Origin of the sequence: Convivina intestini, from assembly GCF_003096575.1 — a bacterium.
GTDB lineage: Bacteria > Bacillota > Bacilli > Lactobacillales > Lactobacillaceae > Convivina > Convivina intestini.
The window spans coordinates 1-21,590 of record NZ_QEKT01000013.1 but is presented as its reverse complement, the minus strand read 5'-3'; the positions used below and the strand labels follow the sequence as shown (position 1 = coordinate 21,590).

Sequence of the window (21,590 nt, the reverse complement as noted above, 5' to 3'; positions counted from 1 at the left end):
CGCAGTATCAAAAACAAAAAGTCGCCTAATTACCGTAGTAATTAAGCGACAAGATTTATGACATTACTTCTCTCCAATTTGGAGGGCGCACTTCAGTAACTATAATTAGTTACGTGTTTTTTAGTGACTTATTTTGAACTACTTGAATTAGCAGTTACGCCAGAAGTCATGTAACCACTCAAAGCGTTCTTTAAATCAGTATCCTTAACTGATACGTCATCCTTACGAAGGATTGAACCGATAATCTTTTGGATTTCAGTTTGATTCTTAGAGTCGTTGAGGAAGTCAGTAGCAATCTTATCCTTCAACTTCTTTTCAACCTTGCTTTGGGCTGGCTTATCACTAACCTTGTCAATCTTGATGACATAGTAGTTACCACTAGTACCCTTGACTGGTGAGTCAGAAATTGCGCCAACCCCACTCATGTTAAAGGCGGCCTTACGGATTTCACTATCCACACTAGTGTTAGTGGAATCAAAAGCAGGTAACTGCCCAGTAGCACTAGCATTCTTGTTTTCACTTGAATACTTTTTATATACTGATGCCCAACTATCACCAGCGTTGATATCATCGATAGCTGCCTGAGCATCATCTTGATTCTTAGCAGTAATCAATGAAATCGTAGTTTCTGGTTGGTAGTTACTGTAAGCTTCGTCAAGTTGTTTTTGACTAATCTTATAGTTAGCTTTAACGGCATAAGTCATAATCATCTTGTTACGGATTGACTCTTTGAACTGTTCTTCGGTCATGTTGTTTTGAGCCAACACTTCCTTAAACTGTGAGCCGTATTGCGCTTTTTGGGTATCAAAGGCCTTATCGGAGTCAGACTTGGAAACATCCTTGCCATATTCCTTGTTCAAGACTTTGTTAATCACCATATTGGCAAATTCTTGCTGTCCGGCAGCTGATTTTTTGACATCCTCGTAATATTCCTTTTCGGTAATTTTACCGGCGGTCGATGTCATGACTGTCTTGGATGAATTAAAGAATAGGTAAACCAATCCGCCCAAGAAAATGACGATTAGCAAACCCCAAACGATTTTGCGACGCATAATAAATCCCTTCTAATTCGAAATAGATACAGACAACATTCTAGCACATTTAGCGGTTATTCGTGCCATATTTTGCCAGCTCCTGTTCAAGATGATCGGAGGTGGCTTGGATACGATCTAAATGTGGTTTGTTTTTAAAATTCATTCGTTTGACGCTGTTGTTTAAGTCTCGCAGCGTTTTTTCTTGAATATTTAATTGTGCCTGTAAAGTATTGACTTGGTCTGAAAGCCGTTGGCTTTGCTGCTGGATGGTTTTGACATCCTGCCAAAGGGTTTTCAAGTTATCCAAAAATTTCATTTATACTTCCTTTATACTGGTAGCAATTTGTTGAGCAATTGCTTGATAGCGCTCAGGGGTAAAATCAGCACTATGATCAATCGTTGGGGCCAATTGGCTATTGAGATTGTCATCGTCAAACCGAGGGATCAAATGCCAGTGAGAATGAATCACTGTTTGACCAGCTGATGGACCGTTATTAGATTGAATGTTAATTCCTGTAATTTGGGGGTTGCTGGCCTTAATGGCGCGGGCTAATTTAGGTAATTTTAATAAAACCTTTTCAGCAATTTGTTCATCGTAGTCAAAAATATCATTCACATGGGCTTTAGGTACTAAAAGGGTATGCCCAGGGGTTACCTGTGAAATATCCAAAAAGGCGATTACATCGTCATCCTCATAAACTTTATAGCAAGGAATTTCGCCTTTAATAATTAGATCAAAAATATCATCTGCCATTTTGCATTCTCCTTTGATAAGTCACTAACATTCATTATAACAAATGCAAACGCGACTGTTATAATAATAGCCATGGGACTAAAAATTGATAATTTATCCGGTGGCTATGCCGGCAATAATGTGTTAAAAAATGTCACCTTTGAGGTGCCAAATGGTAAAATTGTGGCCTTGATCGGCTTAAACGGTGCTGGAAAATCGACAACGATTAATCATGTGATTGGGCAACGTCCTCCTTATGCGGGTTCGATTGTGTTAAATAATATTGATATTAGCCAGGATCCAACGGCTTTTAAACAGCAAATTGCCTATATTCCGGAGCAACCAATTTTATATGATGAGCTGACCTTAGAAGAGCATCTGCACTTCATGTTAGCCAGTCATAATTTGGATGATGAGCAGCACTGGCAAAGAGTCTTGGCCTTGCTGGCTAAATTTCGTTTGGATAATAAATTACACTGGCTACCGATTCATTTTTCCAAGGGGATGCGGCAAAAGGTCATGATTGTAGCGGCCTTTATGTTAAATGCGCCTTTACTGATAGTAGATGAACCTTTTTTAGGCCTGGATACCTTAGCGCAAAAAGATGTGGTCCGTTTAATGGAAGACCAAGTTCGTCAGGGCAACGGTGTGCTCTTAACGACCCACTTGCTTGGATCAGCTGCTAGCTATGTTGATACCTTTGTAGTTTTAAAGAATGGACAGGTTGATTTTATTGGTTCACCAGAAGAACTAGCTCAAAAACATAAGCTTAGTTTAGCTAATCTGGATGATTTCTTTGACTTAAGACAGGAAGGACAAAGCGATGGGCCTAACTAAGTTATTTTGGCAACGCTTTGCCACAGCACAACAGCGCAACATTAAATATCTACGACTTTTATTTAATGAACATTTTGTGTTATTTTTGTTGATTGCCTTTGGCGGGCTGGTGTTAGGTTACCGCAGTTTGTTAATGGTGCCGGCTAGCAGTGATTTTTGGCAAAATCCGTGGTGGAAATTTGCTATCCTAGCCTGGTTAGTTATCGGTTTACAGTTAGGACATCTGGTAACCTACTTTCGTCCGGCTGATCGGTTATTTTTGCTGGGGCAGGATCATTTTTTAATGAGTCGCTATTTAAAGCAAGCCCTAGGAATATCAGCTGGTTTTGCCAGTGTTTGGCAGCTAATCTTTTTTGCCAGTGTTTGGCCGATTTTAACGGCGGTTGGTTTTCACCAAATTGTTAGTTTGCTGTTAGTTTTACTATTTACTGTAATGTATAAGATTTTTTTACTAGTGATTGAACGCTACCAGCTTTTAACGACCGCTAAGCAAGTGGCCAATGACATCATATTAAAAATTTTGATACCAATCATCATTCTAGCCAGTCTGTTCTGGCTTCCATCATTGGTTGGTTTAGGAATTGTACTGGTGGTTGTATTCTTAGTAGTAATAGTTGCTAGGCAGTTAAACGCCCAGGCCGGACAGGTCAGCGCTGCCTTGGCTTGGCCATTAGCCATCCAGCAGGCCCAAAGCCACGAGCAAGCTGTTTTACATTTTTATGCTTTATTTGCTGAAGTGCCTCAACAGGCTAAAAGTATTAAACGACGGGCTTACTTAGATTCTGTGATTGTTTGGCTAACCCCTAAAGGAGCCGGTATCCAAAGGCTTTATTTAACCCAACTAATTCGTAATAATGAAATCTTACCTTTAATATTACGATTATGGTTAGTGGCCATCATTATTTTAATTAACGTCCATTCGGCGCCAAGCTGGCTTATTGCTGCGATTGCTGCGATGACGGTCTATTTAGTTAATTTTCAAATTTATCCACTTTTCTTACAAACTCGCCAAGTCTTGTGGACGCAACTAGTACCAATTGGTCTGGTGGATCAAAAAAAGCTTTTTAATCGCTTATTATTGGGCTTTAGTCTACTTAGTATCGTGATGATTTTAGCAGCCACCGTAACGACTTGGTCAGCGCTGCTGGCGGGCCTTGCTGGGGCGATTTTGATGACGATTTTTTGTTACTATTTTTATATACCACGGCTCTTAAAAAAAGGGCAATAACTGGAGGATATCATGCATTTACGTTCAAAACCTTGGGCCGCTCCTTGGCTGGCCGAGCATACTGATTTGGTCATTCCCCAAGATCAAGCAACGCAATTAAAGGGACATTGGTCGCAACAATTTGATCAAGAACAACCAATCCAGGTCGAGATTGGCTCGGGAAAAGGGCAGTTCATTATGGAAATGGCCTTAGCTCATCCAGAAATTAATTATATCGGGATGGAAATCCAGGAAACCGCAGTAGCGATTGCGGCACGTAAAAGTTTTGACCGGCTTGGCAAATTACCAAACTTGCGCTATTTGTTTGGGAATGGCAATGGGGTTGAAACCTATTTTGAACTGGGAGAAATTCAAAAGATTTATTTGAATTTTTCTGATCCCTGGCCTAAAACACGTCATGAATCACGACGGTTAACTTATAAAAGCTTCTTAAAATCCTATGAAGCGGTTTTGCCAGCTGGTGGAGAAGTTGAGTTTAAAACGGATAATCGTCATCTCTTTGAATATTCGATTGTGAGTTTTATGGATTATGGCATGCGTTGGCAGCCTGAAGATTTTACTTTAGACTTACATGCTGATGAAGCCAAGGTGGCTGGTAACATTCAAACAGAATATGAAGAAAAATTCCTAGCCTTGGGACAACCAATTTATAAAATTAAAGCTCACTTTTAAAGTAAAAACCTTACGATTTAGTCGTAAGGTTTTTTGTTATTCTTGACTACTACCAATTTGATAGAGAATCTGGTCTAAATTAAGATCTTTAATTAACTGATTGCTGATGGTTTCGCGTTGAATGGAATTTTTATTAATGCTACTGATACTTTTAACAATCAATGTTTCAAAGTTACCGCGTAAACTGGAAGCGACACTGACATCAATTTGATAATTTCGAGCTTTAGCATTTTCAGCCGAGGTAACAATCCCGTAAGGGCCATAAAGAGCTTCCTTGAGCTTGTTATAATCATGAGGACCAAGGTCCGGCTGATTGCTCTTTAATAGGGCGTCAGCGTCTTTTTTTAGTTCGGTTAGGCTTTTATCCTGATGGGTATTAAAAAGCTTTAAATCGGATAATATGGCCTTTACTTGTTTTTTACTGGCTTGAACGTGCTGGTAGTCCTTTTGTGAAAGCGAAACGCCAGCATATTTAGGTTCTTGGTTAAAGAGAAATAAAGCAACCAGTAAACCAGCGATAACAACTGCAAGGGCGATGAAGGCTTTGCGCATAAAATGATCTCCCGTACTTTGTAGATATGAAATTATTGAATAAAGTTGCGATTATTGCGAAAACCGTCAATGGCTAGTTTGGCTGATAGCTGGTTGGCAAAGCGCTGGACATGGACGTTGACGATATCGCTGTTGGCAAATAACTCAATCCGACAAACTAGGTAGTGGGGTGAGTTGACGTCAGAATTCATCGAAATCACATCACCAATCTGGGGCGCTTGGGGGAGTTTAACGTCGGTTTCAACCCGAGCACTGGAAAGAATGAAATTATATTGGGCCATGGAAATCCTTTCTGTTAGTAACAAATATCACTCTTATTCTACCATTATTCTATTTTACTCGTTGCTGATTAGGCATAATCGACGATAAAAAGGCATAAAAAAAACACCCGCAGGTGTTTTAAATTTTAGTACCAACCGTATTGTTGACTGTGGCTAGCAGCGTTTTCCCATGAACCGTAACGTGACTGAACATATTGGTCAGCAACGCGTTCTTGGTTTTCGGCTGAATAGTCACCGTTTAAGTAACTTGATGAAAGTTGGTACTTACCAATGTAGTTACCGTTACGGGCTTCATATGATCCACCAGATTCAACACCGGCGATATAGTCCTTAGCAGAAGAACTTTGACCAGTGTAGCTAACAGTTTGTGTAGCGGCTGGCGTAGCACTTGCAGTACTTACTTGAGTAGTTGCTACTGGTTGGTAGATAACTGGCTGGCTTTGTACGGCTGGTGTAGCAGTTTGAACTGGTACACTGGCAACCGGTTGGCTAGCAGTTTGAACTTCACCAGTTGGTGTAGTTACGGCTTCAACGCGTTGGTTGTCAGCACTAAACTTAATCTTTTCACCAATGAAAATTAAGTCGATGTTCTTGATGCCTGAGTTCTTTGCTAGAAGTACAGCATTAGTATTATGAGCTTGAGCGATTTCGCTCAAAGTGTCACCGGCTTTAACGGTGTAAACGTTGTTATCATTATCGTTAATATCATCGGCGTTTGCCTGAGTTGATGCACCAACAGTTAGGAGCGCAGCTGCTGCAGTAGTAGCCATAAGAGTGTTCTTAATTGTTTTATTCATCTGAATGTGTACATCTTGCTTATTGGGCTTGATGTCTTTCCTTTCGATATCACTCCCATAAACTAACAAGCTATTATTACGTAGAGATTATGTGATTATTTCCTGAATATTACAAAGTTTTCAATGATCGATTTTAACGACCAAAAAGCAGACTTTTTGGATTTGAATTTTTGATAAACTAAGAACCATTAATTTCCCAAGTAAAGGCAACTGGGATAGATTTATAAGAAAATTAAACTTTTGGCTAAGGGACGACTTGATAATGTAACAATTCCGGCAATTTTTTTATTAAATTTATGGAATTTTGATTGATTTTTAGTTAAAATAAGCTTTCTTGCTTTCTAAAAGTAAACAAAATTTGCTTTTTTGGTCGAATTTTATCGTAAAATTTTTAAAATTAAGGTTATTCGACAGTATAATAGGAAGAAAAATATTATCAAAATATTTTGTTTAACTTTTCCTACTATATAAGTATGAAATTTCACGTGATTCAATATGCTATGATAAACATAGGAGGTAGCGATGGTTGAGAGATTACCCAAGGCATCATTTTCCGTTGAATTGGATGAGCCTCTATATCAATTACTGTTAAATAAAGTAAATCAGGAGGGCCGATCAGTGAATGATTACATTAATCAGCTACTGAACAATAATTTGCAGGTCGAACAAAGTTTTGAACAGCGGAATTTAATTGGTCGCCGTTTGACTTTAAAAGATATTGATCCTAAAAGTGGCCTGGTTCAGCTTTTGGGGAATTACTATCGCTACACTCTTAGTGGGGCCGTTAATGTTTTAGCGGAACAAGAATATGTGGTAACTCAGGTCGAAGGAAATCTATTGACCATTGCTGCCGTAGTGAAATAGGAGAGAATGATTATGATTTTGGGCATTATTGTGGTTCTAGCGATAATTATTATCGCTTTGGGAATTAAAATCGTACCGCAAAACCAAGTTGGTTTATTGGAAACGGTTGGAAAATACAGCAGTACCAAGCAGTCCGGCTTACATCTTTGCTTGCCCTTGGTGCAACGGATTCGAGTGGTTAGTTTAGCTTTGCAGCCCTTGCGTTTGCAGGGATATTCGGTGATCACCAAGGATAATGCCGATATTAATACAACGGTAACGTTAAACTTTCATGTAACCGATGCCGTCAAATATATGTACGAAAACACGGATTCCGTGGAATCTATGCAACAATTGGTGCGTGGACACCTACGTGATATTATCGGCCGGATGGATTTAAACGAAGCCCTGGGATCAACAACCAAGATTAACAAGGAATTAGCAGAGGCGATTGGTGATTTGACCAATACCTATGGGATTAATGTTGATCGAATCAACATTGACGAATTAAAGCCAAGTAGTGCCATTCAAGAGGCCATGGATACTCAATTAAAGGCTGACCGTGAACGAGTAGCCGCGATTTCTAAAGCCGAAGGGGATGCTAAGGCGATTGAATTGCGGACCAAGGCTAATAACGATGCCTTGATTGCTACAGCGCAAGCCCAAGCCAGTGCGACTAAGACCCAGGCGGATGCCGAGCGTTACCGGATTGACACGGTCCAAGCTGGTTTGGCCAGTGCTGATGAAAAGTACTTCAATAACCAGTCAATTAATGCCTTTGCCACATTAGCTCAATCAGATAGTAATTTGGTGGTAGTGAATGGCAAAGAAGTTGATAGCTTAGGACAATCAGTCGTTTTAGGTAAGGCAATTGGCAAAAGTCTAGCCAATGAAAAGAAGTAAAATGCAAAAGGATTCAACTGCTAACCAGTTGAATCCTTTTGCATTATTTTAAATTCGACGCATGACACAGGTTCCTTCGGGTACAGCAAACTCTTTTTGAATTAGGGTCAGCTGGCCGCTGTGGGCGTCACGTTCATATAGGGACATGTTATCCGAATTTTGGTTGGCCACTAACAAGAGGCTTTCGTCGGCGTTGAAGTTGAAGTCGCGCGGGAACTCACCTTCACTAGAAATTAACTGACGCAAGGACAGGTTACCATCGGCTTGAATCTCAAAGACGGCAATCGAATCGTGACCACGGTTAGTGATGTAGACAAAGCGCTGATCACTAGAAATTTTAATGGCCGCAGCCCCGTTATGCTCAGTCCAGTCAGTTGGAATGGTTGATAGGGTTTCGAGTACCTCTAATTGACCATCGGTAGGATGATAGCGGATAACGGAAACTTGACTAGCTAATTCACCAACTAGATAACCAATGTTTTTTTCATTGACAAAGGAAATGTTACGGGGCCCAAAACCTGGTTCGGTTTTTAGTTCAGACACTTGGGTTAATTTACCTTCGGCCGAAATGTCATAAACATGCACACAATCGGTACCTAAATCACAGACGACCAAACGGCCATCGGGGGTTAAATTAGCGTAGTGGGGATGGGCACCGTCGGCCTGTTGTGGTCGGGGCCCAACTTCGCCTAAGCTTTGGACCCGATCTTTAAGCAGCAGGGTACCATCAGCTTGAATGGCATAAACTGAGACATATCCCATGTGGTAATTGGCGGTGTAAACCAGTTGACGGTCTTCGTCAACGGCGACATAAGCGTCAGAAGTACCAGTTTCAATTTCTTCTTGGAGCAAAACGGCGGGCTCTTGATTAAAATCAAAACTGGCCACACCACCGCGTAGGTCCGGTTGAGCCATGTTGCGGTCAACGGCATAAACTATATGTTTTTTTGATTCGGCCAAATAGGTCGGACTATCGATTTTAGCTACCAAATGGGCATTTTGGAGCACTTTTTTATCGTTGTCTAGTTCAATTTCAAAAATACCCTCACTGTCATTAATGGTGTAGGTACCAATTAAAAACTTTTCAATCATGCGGTCAATCTCCTTTTTATACTGTATACGCTTACATTATGTGCTCGGCTTCACTTTTTTTCAATCGTTTTTTAATGAATTAGTAGAAAATTTGACCTGTTAGTTTATTTTATGTTAATTTTTATCTGTAGCTATGTTGGGCAATGGCTATGACAATTAAATAGGTAACACTAGGGGTGTCTGTAATGACTGAGATGGTAATAGCCAATCCCTTTGAACCTGATCTAGTTAGCACTAGCGGAGGGAAGTGACTAAACCATAAAAATCTGATTGATATTGTTGGATGAGCTGGGTCTCTTTGCGTTCGCAAAGGGACCTTTTTAAAATGGGAGAAATGTGATTAATGAATAAACGAGTTAAAAAATTAGCGGTTGTGGCGGTGATGATTGCCTTAGATGTTGTGTTAACTTCAGTTTTTCGAATTGAGGGGATGGCGCCGATGTCTAGTGTTATGAACATCATTGCTGCCGTTTTGTTAGGGCCGGTCTACGCCTTTTTAATGGCTCTCATTACGGCCATTATCCGTATTTTTTTGTTAGGTGTACCACCCTTGGCCTTAACTGGTGCTATTTTTGGCGCAATTGGTGCTAGTTTTGCTTATCGCTATGGACAAAGAATGTATTGGGCGATGATTGGAGAATTCATTGGCACTGGTATAATTGGTTCTTTATTATCATATCCGCTGATGGTTTGGTATACAGGTAGTCAGCAGGCGTTATACTGGCTGGTCTATACCCCTCGATTTATCGGAGCCACGCTGATTGGGGCTGGGATTGCTTATTTTGTATTGAAAAATTTATTGAACCAGCAAAAGATAGGCTTGATTCAGCAATTGTTTAAATAATAAAAAATGACGGATACCCCACAAGTTGAAATAACTTTTAAGGGTATCCGTCAAGTGTTATTTTAATGAGTTCGACCTAAAATTTTAATCTTGCTTAGAAATTCAGTAGGCAAGATTGTCAAAATGAAGGTAATGATTGTCACGATTGTAGGTACGAGGCGGACATAGACATTATCATGCGGAGAATAGAAGTGGAAGATGAGCGTCAGGATAAAGAGTAACCAGACCCCAATTTCGTTTAATCCGGTATCACGATAACGACGCACATTTAGTGATAGGGAAGGGATGGCAAGAGCAATGAAGACGGCCACTGTGAGAAAAATCCAAATCATGGTTAACAAAGAGGAGTGTGTAAATATTTGCCAAAAAGAGGTGAAGTCAGCAGTAAGGTGAGCAGGGGTTGCGATGATAATCATGATGGTAGCTGGTATCCAAAAAATGGTAAAGATTATCAGGTAAAGCGTCATCCACCAGTACTCAGCCCGCGTGGCTGTACCGGTAAAATTGAAATAGTTACGCCAAAAATTCTTAAAAGCCTGAGCCATTGAAATCATAAGTTTCTCCTTAAAGGGAACCTCTCTCTATGCTCAGTGTAGCAATAGTTATCGTCACTGAGACAATCTATGTCACGCTTGCTGACGTTTATGCCAATAAATAACACCGGCAATCATAATGATGTAAATTACCGAACATACTAAGGAACCTTCGATGCCAAAGTCGCCCCCGTTGGCCCAGGTATGATGGGCGATTCCTTGGGATAGAAGGATATTGGCCGACGGATAAGTACCAGACACATGGACGCCTAAAACAGGCCCTTGCACAAAATTCCAAGCACTGTGAAAGGCTCCGCAGAGCCATAAATTTTGGGTGAAATCACGGACTAAGGCCATTAATAGGGCGAATAAGACTAGATTGAATAAGGCAATCAGGGTCACGCCGTTGTTGGCGCCATGGATGGCCGCAAAGAAGAGACTAGAGATAATAATAGCAGTCTTAGGACCAATGGACTGAGTTAGTTTCCCCTGTAGATAACCTCGACACACAATCTCTTCACTCATACCTTGGAAACCAAAACCGATTAGAAAGGCTAATAACCAGAGTCCGTTGGTGTTATGCCAGACAGTAGTGACGGTAAAGGCTTGAGAAAGTAAGCCAATCAGCCAAATGATGATAATCGCTAAAGCCCCTAATAGCCAGCTGAATAGATAACGGCTTAGTACTTTTTGTCGTGGAAAGGGCATGTAAAGCCGAAACTGGCTTTGGTTGCGGTTAATGGCATACCAGCCAATAAATAGTAAGGGTGTGATGGCTGTTGTCCAAAGTGAAATCGTGTCTTCAGCTGCGGCAGAACTACTGAGAAGATTGGGAATGAGTAATTGCGTGGCAACCCCACTGGTGATATCACCGATTACAAGAATCAATAGGGCCATTAAAAATGCCCCTATTACAATCATTGTACGGTTGGTATAGGATTTAATCATAAAATTTATTTTTCCTTTAGATGTGATGAATTATGGTTAAAAAGAGTAAAAACGCGCATATTGCGGTATTGGCCTTGATGATTACGAACTTGTTCCTTGAGGGTGGCTTCTAAAGTATAGCCGGATTTTTGGGCAACCTGGATGCTGGGGTGATTATCCACATCGGCTAAGAGGAGGAGTTTATGTAAGCCTAAATCCGTTAAGGCGTACTGGCTGACCTGTTGTAAAGCCTGGGTCATGATGCCCTGTCCTTGATATTGAGATCCCAACCAGTAGCCAACTTCAGCATTTTTCTGCACCAAATCGATTTTATGCAGGTCAATCATGCCGGCCGGCTGATCATTGACTAAGATAGCTAGTACAATGGCGGTGTTTTTAGCAAATTGAAGACGACTTTGCTGAATAAAGGCGACTTCTTGATCAACTGACTGCATATCAGCGACCCAAGGGAGCCAAGGGATTAGGAGAGATGCGTCTTGTTTTAAGATATTAAAAAGGGCGGGGGCAAATTTTTCCTCAGCTAAGCCTAATTCAATCTTTAATTGACCAGTAGTGAAAGTTGATAGCGTAAACATAGTACTAGCTCCTTTTAAAATTAGATTTATCTAATATAGTACTATATTAGCTGCCTAAATGTTTATTTGTGACCCTTAGCGCCCCACTTCGTATCAATAAAGTAGAAGAGATAGCCAAAGATTAAAAAGAAGAGGGTTAAGGCCAGGACTATTAATAATACGGGACCCCAACCCAGCAGGTTAGAATCGATAAAGAAATAAGGATAGTGCTGACCATTGGCAAAGGTAAGATTAGCTGAAGCGCCGATGACAGCGAAAATGTAATATACCCAGGGGATTGCTAGCCAGGATAGGGGCGCCCACCTTGAAAATTGACCTTTCTTATCAAATAAAATCCAATCAAAGATGGTCATTAAGGGGACAAATAGGTGGACACAAAGCGTTCCTAGTAATTGGTTAACCGTGTGAACATCAAAATTATGAGGGGCTAAAATTCCCCAATAGATGAGCATGGTCACGGTAATGGCTAGCGTGACGGCGCCCTTTAAATTATGGTTGACCGGCTTATTTTGTAGAGTTCTTACAATACTGTCGGCAAAATAAAGCATACATAATATATTACTGAGTGTGGTGTAGTATAAAAAGGCCATCGGCACTAGTCCGGAGTTTTGTGGTATAAGACATATCAAAATAATCATATCATTTGGCACTGGGGGATATGCTCAATTTGCTCATCCTTTAACGGATTTTAAATAGTCAGGTTATCTGACCGGCTTTGTCAATCAAAAGTAGTCAGCGGTGCTATAATTCTGGTGAAGAAGGAGGTTCATTGATGATGAGTGAGTTTAAAACAAGTCAGGCGGAGGGGCTTATTCCAAATTTTGTCAATACCTATGAATTGGAAGAACGAGCACAAAAGGTTATCCCAGCCGATGCCTTTGGTTATATTGCTAGTGGTGCTGGTGATGAGTTTACTTTGCGGGAAAATGATCGATCCTTTAACCATAAATTAATTATTCCCCATGTCTTAGCCGATGTAGAAAATCCTAGTACTGAGACCGTGGTTGATGGCGATACAATTACGGCACCCATTATTTTGGCCCCAGTGGCTGCCCATAAATTAGCCAATGAAGCCGGTGAGATTGCCAGTGCTCAGGGGGTTCATAATTTTAAAACGATTTATACTACCAGGTCTTATGCTTCGGCTGATTTACCAGAGATTACGACTGCCTTGGCTGGTAGTCCAGAGTGGTTCCAGTTTTATTTCAGTAAAGATAATGAAATTAATAAGCGAATCATTGACCGAGTTAAGGCTTTGGGGATTAAAAAATCGTTTTAACGGCTGATGCTACTGTTGGTGGCAATCGAGAAGTTGATGTTCGTAATCAATTTGTCTTTCCATTGAATATGCCGATTGTGCAAGAATATTTGCCCCAAGGGATTGGTAAATCCATGAACTATGTGTATGGTTCGGCCAAACAAAAACTTTCGGCTAAGGATGTGGAATTTATTGCCTCATATTCTGGCTTGCCCGTTTATGTTAAAGGAGTTCAAAGTGCGCTGGATGTTGAGCGAGCTTTGGATGCTGGGGCGGCTGGAATCTGGGTCAGCAATCATGGGGGCCGTCAGTTAGATGGTGGACCAGCAGCTTTTGATTCATTGCAATATGTGGCTAAAGCAGTTAACCAACGAGTGCCGATTGTTTATGATTCTGGTATTCGACGAGGACAACACGTCTTTAAAGCACTGGCTAGTGGAGCAGATTTAGTAGCCATTGGCCGTCCAGCGATTTATGGTCTGGCCTTGGGTGGCAGCCGGGGAGTTGAGCAAGTGTTCAATAAACTGACCGAAGAGTTAAAAATGGTAATGCAACTGGCCGGTACGCAGACGATTGAAGACGTCAAACGTTACCAGTTACGTGATAATAATTTCCTATAAAATAAGTATGTTAATCCTGCCTTTTGATAGGTGGGATTTTTTATAAGTGAATTAATTGTTATTCTTTGATAAGGAAAACAGGTTTACTGTGTATTAAATGAAATTACTTTCTTCATTTAACACATAATTTAAAACTTGTATTTTTTGACTAATTTATTTATTGAAAGACTGTGATATCATCAAATATGTGTTTTTAATAACTTGCGTATTATTAGGAGGAATTCATGAACAAAGAACAATTTGATCAACATTTTAAAAATGCCATCAAGCGCTCTCGAACTAATATTTCTAATAAGGAAAATGTACACGAGTTGTCTGAGAGGATTCACCAATTTATTCCCAATACAAATGGGAATGCAGTAGCGATTGCTTATATGCAAGACTATACTGAGCAATTGATGTATCAATTATTTCAAGAATTCATGTTGGACACTGATCAACCGGAAAGTGCTAAAGCGGATAAATTAAATAAGCCCAACACTAGCAAAAAAAATAATGTGAAGACGGGTGTACGTTAATAATTTTTCATGGGGCATTCATAGCATGTTTATCTCTCTCAATCTATAAATAAGCTACAATCATGATGTAAGTCCTTGTACATAGTTAGGCGTCCGCCAGACAGAGGGAGAGGAAAAATCTTCTGCTTATCAAATTCACATACACTATTCATACTGGCGGTGTAAGTCCTATACATAGCGGTTAGTGATGGGAATATTACTGACCCTGTGTCAATGAAGTTTGGTTTCAAAAGGGCTCGTATTTTCGGCCTTGTACATAAAAAATAGCGTCTGTCAGGGAAATTTTAATTGATTACCATAGGTGGGGAAAATTGCCAAACTTATGGTTTTTTTATGCTTTCAAAAAATTTGCGGTTCATTAAACATCTTTCTAATTAATTCACAAACTTAATTAAATTTTCATTTATTATGGTATTTTTTTAAATATGTTAATAAATCTAGCGTATGTTATTTAATAGCCATAACAAACTATAATTCTAGATTTAATTACTGATAGAGTTAGATTTATTAGTTTAATTTACGTTCTAAAAACATATATTAAAATATTATGTATTAAATGTAAATGTTTTATCTTTTATGTTTTTATGATTTCATTTATATTACTTTTCCATTACAATAATTATGTAGTTAGTAGTGCATGATTAAACAGAGTAGGAGATATTAGATGAAATCGGATAATATTTTTAATCGGAATACGGTTAAAACGCGGTTTAAGATGTATAAATCTGGCAAGCTGTGGTTGGTTTCCGGAATTAGTTTATTTACCCTTGGGTTAGGAGGTTCAGCAAATGCTTCTGCTGATACTAGTACTAAAATTGATTCAAATGATGATCCATCGGTGAATTCGGTTCAAAATCAACCAACTTTGGCCCAGCAAAGTCAGGTGCTGCTCTCATCGGGGAAAGTTGCTGACAGTCAGCATGATTCAGCTTTGACAGTGGCACAGTCATCAGCAAAGGACAGCTCGTTTAGCCTGAATCACAATTCCAGTCAAATTGATTCAACAATTGGTCAAGAACTGGTATCCAATGAAGCTTCTTTAAGTAATGGCAGTAGTCAGACTAGCACTATTACTCAAGGACTAATTGGTGTAACACAAGGAACTACTGTTGATAATCAGGTGGCTAATCAACGAAGCAGCATTGTTGAAAAAATGAATCCTCAGGTGGCTAGTGTTAGCCAGACGGCTATGATTCAGGATAGCCAAGAGGCCTCTCAAGCTGACAGTACGTCTGTAAGCCACGCCAGTAGTTTAGTTAATTCGCAATCGAACAATACTCAGAATTTGCAACAAACTTTTTATCAAGCAAACACGATTGCAAAGGTCGATTCTACTAGCAATTTAGTTTCGCAATCGGACAGTACTTTACTAGCTAAGGATGTTAGTACTGCAAGTTCTTTGGCAATTCGAACAGCTGCAAGTCAATCCACTTCTCAAGAGCAGGCGTTGGCTTTGGCACAAGCCCATTCACAATCTAACGCTCAGGCCTATGCTGCCCCTTATTCAGCGACAGCTAGTAATGATGAAAATACTGGTCACGTTATCGTTACCAGTGGGGCTGGAATTAATGACGTTTTCTCAAAACCAGCTTTGGATCCAACTGGTCAAAAGATTAATAATGCTGCAAAAATTTCAGATGACGGAACCGTTGTTTTAACTGAGGCCCAGAAAAATCAAGTTGGTAGCATCGCCACCAAGGATAAAATTGATTTACGGCATGACTTCCATCTGACCGGGATGATAGATATTGGTGACCGGAAAATTCCGGACGGCGGCGATGGAATTGGTATTGCCTTTAGTAAGGAAAACACTGGATCAGTTGGTTACGCCGGTGGATTTAATGGTATTGGTGGCCTTCGTAATGTTATCGGATTTAAATTAGATACTTTTCCTAATGAGGCTCAAGCCCCAAATCCAAATGGGACCACGCCAGAAGAAAAACTGGGTTTCCCGTCTGATTGGAAAGGCAATGATCGTAACGGGACTTTCCGGCGTCCTTATGGGGCCTTTGTTTCAACTGATGATCATGGCTATATCACTATTGATGATGGTAGTAAACAAGTTGAGGGAGAAGATCGGACACCAAAGCGTATTTCTCCTGCTTTTCAAAATAGTCGTGCTACGACGCTTTCTGTAGATTTCAATGCAAGTACTCGATTGATGACGATTACGTATCAGTCGCCATATACGAAAAATTCATTGATTTGGTCCAGATATCTTTCTGATGCGGATGTGTCCCAGCCAGTTGGTTTGGCTATTGCAGCTTCTACGGGTGCCAGTACTAATCGTCAGATTTTTAAGTTAACCAGTATTGATTACCATCGTGCGGCTACAGTCAACGTTAAGTACATGGATGAAGCCGGTAAAGAAATTGCCAAAGGGGATGTTAATTATCCCGATGGTTGGCAAAAGGGTAAAACTTATGAGACCAAGGCTTTAGATTTGGGTGCTCATTACAAATATCTTGGTTTATCACAAGATAGTTTACCGGCTAGTGGTGATTTGAAAGATTGGGGGGATAATGGAACAGTCATTCATCTATACCACTATGTTTCAGCAGCTGAATCAACCTCAACATCCAGGGCCAGTGAATCTGCTAGTCAATCAAAGTTAGCCAGTGAGTCGACTTCAACATCAGCAAGTACTTCTAATTCTGTTTTGGAATCTATTGCCGGCTCAAGGTCAGCTAGTGATTCGACATTGGCCAGCACCTCGCAATCGGCCTCTGAATCAAATTCAACGCAATTGGCAAGTACATCAATGTCAATTTCTGAATCGAACTCAAATCAGTCAGCAGCGAGTCAACCTCGGTTTCTGAATCGAATGCTAAGCAATCTGCCAGTGTGTCGACTTCGATCGCTGAGTCAGATTCAAAGGCTCAGAGTGAATCTGCTTCGACAAGTACGTTAATTTCAACGAACAATTCGGTTTCAGACTCTAATTCAATTTCAACGTCAGCCAGTGAGTCAACGTCAATCTCTGATTCAAATTTCAAGCAATCGGTAAGTACATCGACATCGGGTTCGCTTTCGACAAATATTTCTGTCTCAGAAAATGGCTCAAATTCGACTGCTTTGATGTCGCTGTCTGGTTCAACCTCAGTTAGTGATTCTGTTTCGGGTTCAATATCGGCCTTGAAGTCAGCTAGTATGTCGACTTCGACCTCTGAGTCAGATTCAAAGGCTAAAAGTGAATCTGCTTCGACAAGTACGTCAACTTCAACGAACAATTCTGTTTCAGACTCTAATTCAATTTCAACGTCAGCCAGTGAGTCAACCTCAATCTCTGATTCAAATCTCAAGCAATCGGTAAGTACATCGACATCGGGCTCGCTTTCGACAAGTATTTCTGTTTCAGCAAATGGATCAGATTCGAATGTTTCGACGTCAATTTCCGATTCGAATTCAAGGCAGTCAATAAGTATTTCAACCTCAGTATCTAATTCAACCTCAGTCAGTGATTCAATGTTAAGCTCAACGTCGACTTCTGACTCAGATTCAACAGCTGTGATGAGTACTTCAATTTCAACCAGTACGTCAAAGTCTGGTTTTGCTTCTGAATTAGCAAGTCAATCTGTATCAACGAGTGCTTCGCTATTTGATTCCGAGTCCGGTTCAACATCAGCTTCGAAATCGGCAAGTACCTCAACATCAGCATCTGATTCTGATCCAAAGGCTAAGAGTGAATCAGTTTCAGAAAGCACATCTGCATCAATGAGTGTGTCAAGTTCAGATTCGACTTCGATTTCAACCTCGGACTATAATTCAAGAAGTCTTTTAGCCTCTGATTCGACGTTAATCAGTGAATTGATTTCAACTTCGATTGCCAACTCTGAGTTAACGACTGCGATGAGCACTTCGATTTCGAACAGTCTATCAAACTTAACTTCGATTTCAATTTCTACTAGTCAGTCGGCCTCAACGAGTGCTTCAATTTCTGATTCAACATCAGATTCACTCTCGATTTCAAGGTCCGCAAGCACTTCGACTTCAGAATTAAATTCCGATTCAACGTCAATGAGTGAATCAATATCTACACTAGTTTCTGGTTCTATCTCCATGGCATCCATGAGTACTTCGATTTCAACCAGTAATTCTAAAGTTGGTTTGGACTCCGAATTAGCCAGCCAATTAGCCTCAACAAGCACTTCAATTTCTGATTCAACTTCTGATTCAACATCAGCCTCGGAGTCGGCAAGCACCTCAACATCAGCGTCTGATTTTGATTCGAAGACCAAAAGTGAGTCAGCTTCTCAGTTAGTTTCAACGTCAACATCTGACTCAATATCGACATCAACTAGTGCATCTCAGTCAGCTTCACAATCGGTAAGCATCTCAATTTCTGATTCAAATTCAGATTCGACATCAACGAGTGCATCGATTTCTAAGTCAGTTAGCCAATCAGTATCGACTGCTTCTGCAAGTACTTCGATTTCAGCTAGTGATTCAGTTTCTGGCTCAACATCATTTTCAGAGTCAGTAAGCTCCTCAACATCTGTTTCTGATTCAGATTCGAAAGCCAAGAGTGAATCGGCTTTGGAGTCAACGTCGACTTCAACTTCAAAGTCAAGTAGTGAATCAACGAGTGATTCCACGTCGGCAAGTTCTTCAACATCTGATTCGAACTCCGATTCAAAGTCAAGTAACGAATCAACATTGACTTCAATCTCAAATTCTGATTCAACGGCTTCGATGAGTACTTCGATTTCAACTAGCATTTCTGATTCGACTTCAACATCAAACTCAAAGTCAACGTCTAAGTCAGTAAGTGGTTCAACTTCAGAATCTGACTCAGATTCAAAGTCAACCAGCGATTCTGCTTCGATTAGTATGTTGATTTCAAAGAGCGATTCAACTTCAGCATCCACTTCGGAATCAGTAAGTCAATCAGCTTCAACGAGCGCATCAATTTTCGATTCAACTTCTGGCTCAAAGTCGGCCTCGATGTCGGCAAGTACTTCGACTTCTGATTCGAACTCCGATTCGAAGTCAGTGAGTGATTCGGCCTCAATCAGCACGTCGATTTCCAATAGCTCATCAAAGTCAACGTCAGCTTCTGAATCAACAAGTCAATCAGCTTCAACGAGCACTTCAATTTTTGATTCAACTTCAAGCTCAAAGTTGGCCTCGATGTCGGCAAGTACTTCAACTTCTGATTCGAACTCTGATTCGAAGTCAGTGAGTGATTCGGCCTCAATCAGCACCTCGATTTCCAATAGTTCATCAAAGTCAACATCGATTTCGACTTCAGCAAGTCAATCAGCTTCAACAAGTGCTTCGATTTCTGACTCAGTTTCCGGTTCAAAATCAGCCTCAAAGTCAGCAAGTACATCGACTTCTGATTCGAATTCCGATTCAAAGTCAGTGAGCGATTCGACTTCAACGTCAGTTTCACAATCAGCTTCGACTGCTTCCAAGAGTGCATCGATGTCAACTAGTACTTCGATTTCTGATTCGACTTTGGATTCAACCTCAGCTTCAAAGTCGGCAAGTACATCGACATCAGCTTCAAACTCTGATTCAAAGTCAATGAGTGATTCGGCCTCAACGTCAGCTTCACAATCGGCTTCAACGGCTTCGATGAGTACTTCGACATCAACTAGTACCTCAAAGTCGACCTCAGCTTCTGATTCAGCTAGTCAATCAGCCTCAACGAGTGCTTCGGTTTCTGATTCAGTTTCTGATTCAAAGTCCGCTTCAAAGTCAGCAAGCACTTCGACGTCTGATTCGAATTCAGATTCAAGGTCAATGAGTGATTCGGCATCAACGTCAGCTTCAGCTTCAAGTTCCAAGTCAACGTCTGATTCACAATCAACGAGTGCGTCAAAGTCGGCTTCAACTAGCACTTCTGACTCGACTTCGGCATCAAGTTCAAAGTCAAGCTCGAAGTCAACAAGCACTTCGACGTCTGACTCGAGCTCTGATTCAAAGTCAATGAGTGACTCGACTTCAACGTCAGCTTCACAATCGGCTTCAACGGCTTCGATGAGTACTTCAACATCAACTAGTACTTCAAAGTCGGCCTCAGCTTCTGAATCAACAAGTCAATCGACTTCAACCAGCACTTCTGACTCGACTTCGACATCAAGTTCAAAGTCAACCTCGAAGTCGGCAAGCACTTCAACTTCTGATTCGAACTCAGACTCGAAGTCAATGAGTGATTCATCTTCAGTTTCGACCTCAGCATCGATTTCGACTTCTGGCTCACAGTCAACGAGTGCATCAAAGTCGGCTTCTGAATCAGCCTCAGCTACTTCAGCAAGCGCTTCAACATCAACTAGCACTTCGATTTCTGATTCAACTTCTAGTTCAAAGTCGGCATCAAAGTCAGCAAGTACTTCAACTTCTGAGTCTGGTTCTGATTCAAAGTCAATGAGTGACTCGACTTCAACCAGCACTTCGATCTCAAATAGTACTTCAAAGTCTGGTTCAACTTCAGAATCAACTAGCCAGTCTGGTTCTACCAGCACTTTTAGCTCTGACTCAATATCCGGCTCAAAGTCGGCATCAAAGTCAGCAAGTACTTCAATTTCTGAGTCTGGTTCTGATTCAAAGTCAATGAGTGACTCGACTTCAACCAGCACTTCGATCTCAAATAGTACTTCAAAGTCTGGTTCAACTTCAGAATCAACTAGCCAGTCTGGTTCTACCAGCACTTCTAGCTCTGACTCAATATCCGGCTCAAAGTCGACATCTAAGTCGGTAAGTACGTCAACTTCCGAATCAGGTTCTGATTCAAAGTCGATGAGTGAGTCGACTTCAACATCAGTTTCTGGTTCAATTTCAACGTCTGATTCACAGTCAGCTAGTGCTTCAAAGGCAGCTTCAGAATCAGCTTCAACTGCTTCAGCTAGCGCTTCGACTTCGACAAGTATGTCAATTTCTGATTCGACATCAAGTTCAAAGTCGGCATCAAAGTCGGCAAGTACTTCAACTTCTGAGTCAAACTCCGATTCAAAGTCAAGCAGTGATTCCGCTTCAATTAGTACTTCGATTTCTAAGAGTGATTCGACGTCAACTTCAACATCTGAATCAGGTAGCCAGTCAGTAAGTACTTCAACTTCAATCTCAGGTTCTGCTTCTAGTTCAAAGTCGACTTCCAAGTCAGTAAGTACTTCAACTTCAAACTCGGATTCTGATTCAAAGTCAATGAGTGATTCAAAGTCGACCTCAATTTCGGGTTCTGAGTCAACGGCTTCGACAAGTACGTCAACGTCAACGAGCGTTTCAGATTCTGATTCAAAGTCGGCAAGCACTTCCACTTCAATTAGTCAGTCCATCTCAAGCTCAACATCTGCTTCTGATTCAACGTCAAATTCGAA

At 40.7% G+C, this 21,590-nt stretch carries 19 protein-coding genes, 2 pseudogenes and 1 riboswitch; of the genes and pseudogenes, 10 read left to right on the top strand and 11 right to left on the bottom strand.

From position 1 onward, the window contains the following. Positions 1-128: 128 nt before the first annotated feature. The 3 genes from C7384_RS07725 to C7384_RS07715 are packed head-to-tail and all read right to left on the bottom strand — an operon-like array spanning position 129 to position 1,788. Positions 129-1,052, bottom strand: a complete 924-nt coding sequence (locus C7384_RS07725) for a peptidylprolyl isomerase (protein ID WP_089940177.1) — start codon at positions 1,050-1,052, stop codon at positions 129-131. A 49-nt stretch (positions 1,053-1,101) separates the two neighbouring features. Continuing rightward, positions 1,102-1,350: a hypothetical protein gene (locus C7384_RS07720; protein WP_089940173.1), complete on the bottom strand. Its 249-nt coding sequence runs from the start codon at positions 1,348-1,350 to the stop codon at positions 1,102-1,104. Continuing rightward, positions 1,351-1,788, bottom strand: coding sequence for an HIT family protein (locus tag C7384_RS07715; protein ID WP_089940170.1), 438 nt, complete (start codon positions 1,786-1,788; stop codon positions 1,351-1,353). Between the two features lie 72 nt (positions 1,789-1,860). Here C7384_RS07715 and C7384_RS07710 point away from each other — a divergent pair, with 72 nt between their 5' ends. The 3 genes from C7384_RS07710 to trmB are packed head-to-tail and all read left to right on the top strand — an operon-like array spanning position 1,861 to position 4,504. Beyond that, positions 1,861-2,604 carry an ABC transporter ATP-binding protein gene (locus C7384_RS07710; protein ID WP_089940167.1) on the top strand — a complete coding sequence of 248 codons (744 nt, stop codon included), beginning with the start codon at positions 1,861-1,863 and terminating at the stop codon, positions 2,602-2,604. After that, the gene (locus C7384_RS07705; RefSeq protein ID WP_089940164.1) at positions 2,591-3,832 is read left to right on the top strand and encodes an ABC transporter permease; all 1,242 of its coding nucleotides are present in this window, start codon (positions 2,591-2,593) and stop codon (positions 3,830-3,832) included. Before C7384_RS07710 ends, C7384_RS07705 begins: the two co-directional genes overlap by 14 nt. A 12-nt stretch (positions 3,833-3,844) precedes the next feature. Then, positions 3,845-4,504, top strand: a complete 660-nt coding sequence (trmB, locus tag C7384_RS07700) for a tRNA (guanosine(46)-N7)-methyltransferase TrmB (protein WP_089940161.1) — start codon at positions 3,845-3,847, stop codon at positions 4,502-4,504. A gap of 36 nt (positions 4,505-4,540) precedes the next feature. Here the strand turns inward: trmB and C7384_RS07695 are convergent, their stop codons facing one another. The 3 genes from C7384_RS07695 to apf all read right to left on the bottom strand — a co-directional run bounded on the left by C7384_RS07695 (position 4,541) and on the right by apf (position 6,107). After that, the gene (locus tag C7384_RS07695) at positions 4,541-5,056 is read right to left on the bottom strand and encodes a molecular chaperone (protein WP_089940158.1); all 516 of its coding nucleotides are present in this window, start codon (positions 5,054-5,056) and stop codon (positions 4,541-4,543) included. A gap of 32 nt (positions 5,057-5,088) precedes the next feature. Beyond that, positions 5,089-5,337, bottom strand: coding sequence for a hypothetical protein (locus tag C7384_RS07690; RefSeq protein WP_089940153.1), 249 nt, complete (start codon positions 5,335-5,337; stop codon positions 5,089-5,091). A gap of 125 nt (positions 5,338-5,462) precedes the next feature. Beyond that, positions 5,463-6,107 (bottom strand): aggregation-promoting factor, encoded by a 645-nt coding sequence (gene apf / locus C7384_RS07685; protein WP_243400738.1) that lies wholly within the window; start codon positions 6,105-6,107, stop codon positions 5,463-5,465. A gap of 549 nt (positions 6,108-6,656) precedes the next feature. Between apf and C7384_RS07680 the strand changes: the two genes are divergently transcribed. Continuing rightward, positions 6,657-6,998 carry a hypothetical protein gene (locus tag C7384_RS07680; protein ID WP_089940150.1) on the top strand — a complete coding sequence of 114 codons (342 nt, stop codon included), beginning with the start codon at positions 6,657-6,659 and terminating at the stop codon, positions 6,996-6,998. A gap of 6 nt (positions 6,999-7,004) precedes the next feature. Further along, positions 7,005-7,880, top strand: a complete 876-nt coding sequence (locus tag C7384_RS07675; RefSeq protein WP_089940146.1) for an SPFH domain-containing protein — start codon at positions 7,005-7,007, stop codon at positions 7,878-7,880. 48 nt (positions 7,881-7,928) lie between these two features. On the opposite strand, the gene C7384_RS07670 is transcribed toward C7384_RS07675, so the two are convergent. After that, the gene (locus C7384_RS07670) at positions 7,929-8,972 is read right to left on the bottom strand and encodes a lactonase family protein (protein ID WP_089940143.1); all 1,044 of its coding nucleotides are present in this window, start codon (positions 8,970-8,972) and stop codon (positions 7,929-7,931) included. A gap of 162 nt (positions 8,973-9,134) precedes the next feature. Then, positions 9,135-9,235, top strand: a riboswitch (TPP riboswitch). A gap of 80 nt (positions 9,236-9,315) precedes the next feature. On the opposite strand from C7384_RS07670, the gene thiW reads away from it, so the two are divergent. Then, positions 9,316-9,816 (top strand): energy coupling factor transporter S component ThiW, encoded by a 501-nt coding sequence (gene thiW, locus C7384_RS07665; RefSeq protein WP_089940140.1) that lies wholly within the window; start codon positions 9,316-9,318, stop codon positions 9,814-9,816. 62 nt (positions 9,817-9,878) lie between these two features. On the opposite strand, the gene C7384_RS07660 is transcribed toward thiW, so the two are convergent. From C7384_RS07660 to C7384_RS07645, 4 genes are all read right to left on the bottom strand, one after another. Continuing rightward, positions 9,879-10,370, bottom strand: coding sequence for a DUF805 domain-containing protein (locus tag C7384_RS07660; protein WP_089940136.1), 492 nt, complete (start codon positions 10,368-10,370; stop codon positions 9,879-9,881). Positions 10,371-10,442: 72 nt separating this feature from the next. Further along, positions 10,443-11,297 carry a CPBP family intramembrane glutamic endopeptidase gene (locus tag C7384_RS07655; protein ID WP_089940133.1) on the bottom strand — a complete coding sequence of 285 codons (855 nt, stop codon included), beginning with the start codon at positions 11,295-11,297 and terminating at the stop codon, positions 10,443-10,445. A gap of 5 nt (positions 11,298-11,302) precedes the next feature. After that, entirely contained in the window at positions 11,303-11,872 is a 570-nt protein-coding gene (locus tag C7384_RS07650) for a GNAT family N-acetyltransferase (protein ID WP_089940131.1), read from the bottom strand. A gap of 62 nt (positions 11,873-11,934) precedes the next feature. Then, entirely contained in the window at positions 11,935-12,462 is a 528-nt protein-coding gene (locus tag C7384_RS07645; protein WP_276329408.1) for a Pr6Pr family membrane protein, read from the bottom strand. A gap of 185 nt (positions 12,463-12,647) precedes the next feature. Here C7384_RS07645 and C7384_RS07640 point away from each other — a divergent pair. The 4 genes and pseudogenes from C7384_RS07640 to C7384_RS08065 form a co-directional block, all read left to right on the top strand. Then, positions 12,648-13,750, top strand: a pseudogene (locus C7384_RS07640) (alpha-hydroxy-acid oxidizing protein). Between the two features lie 224 nt (positions 13,751-13,974). Then, a complete protein-coding gene (locus C7384_RS07635) occupies positions 13,975-14,268 on the top strand; it encodes a hypothetical protein (protein WP_089940122.1) in 294 nt (97 codons plus the stop codon). Between the two features lie 664 nt (positions 14,269-14,932). Next, a complete protein-coding gene (locus tag C7384_RS07630; protein WP_089940119.1) occupies positions 14,933-17,179 on the top strand; it encodes a lectin-like domain-containing protein in 2,247 nt (748 codons plus the stop codon). Beyond that, positions 17,113-21,590: pseudogene (locus C7384_RS08065) on the top strand (accessory Sec-dependent LPXTG-anchored adhesin); the annotation flags it as partial. The gene C7384_RS07630 and the pseudogene C7384_RS08065, both read left to right, overlap by 67 nt.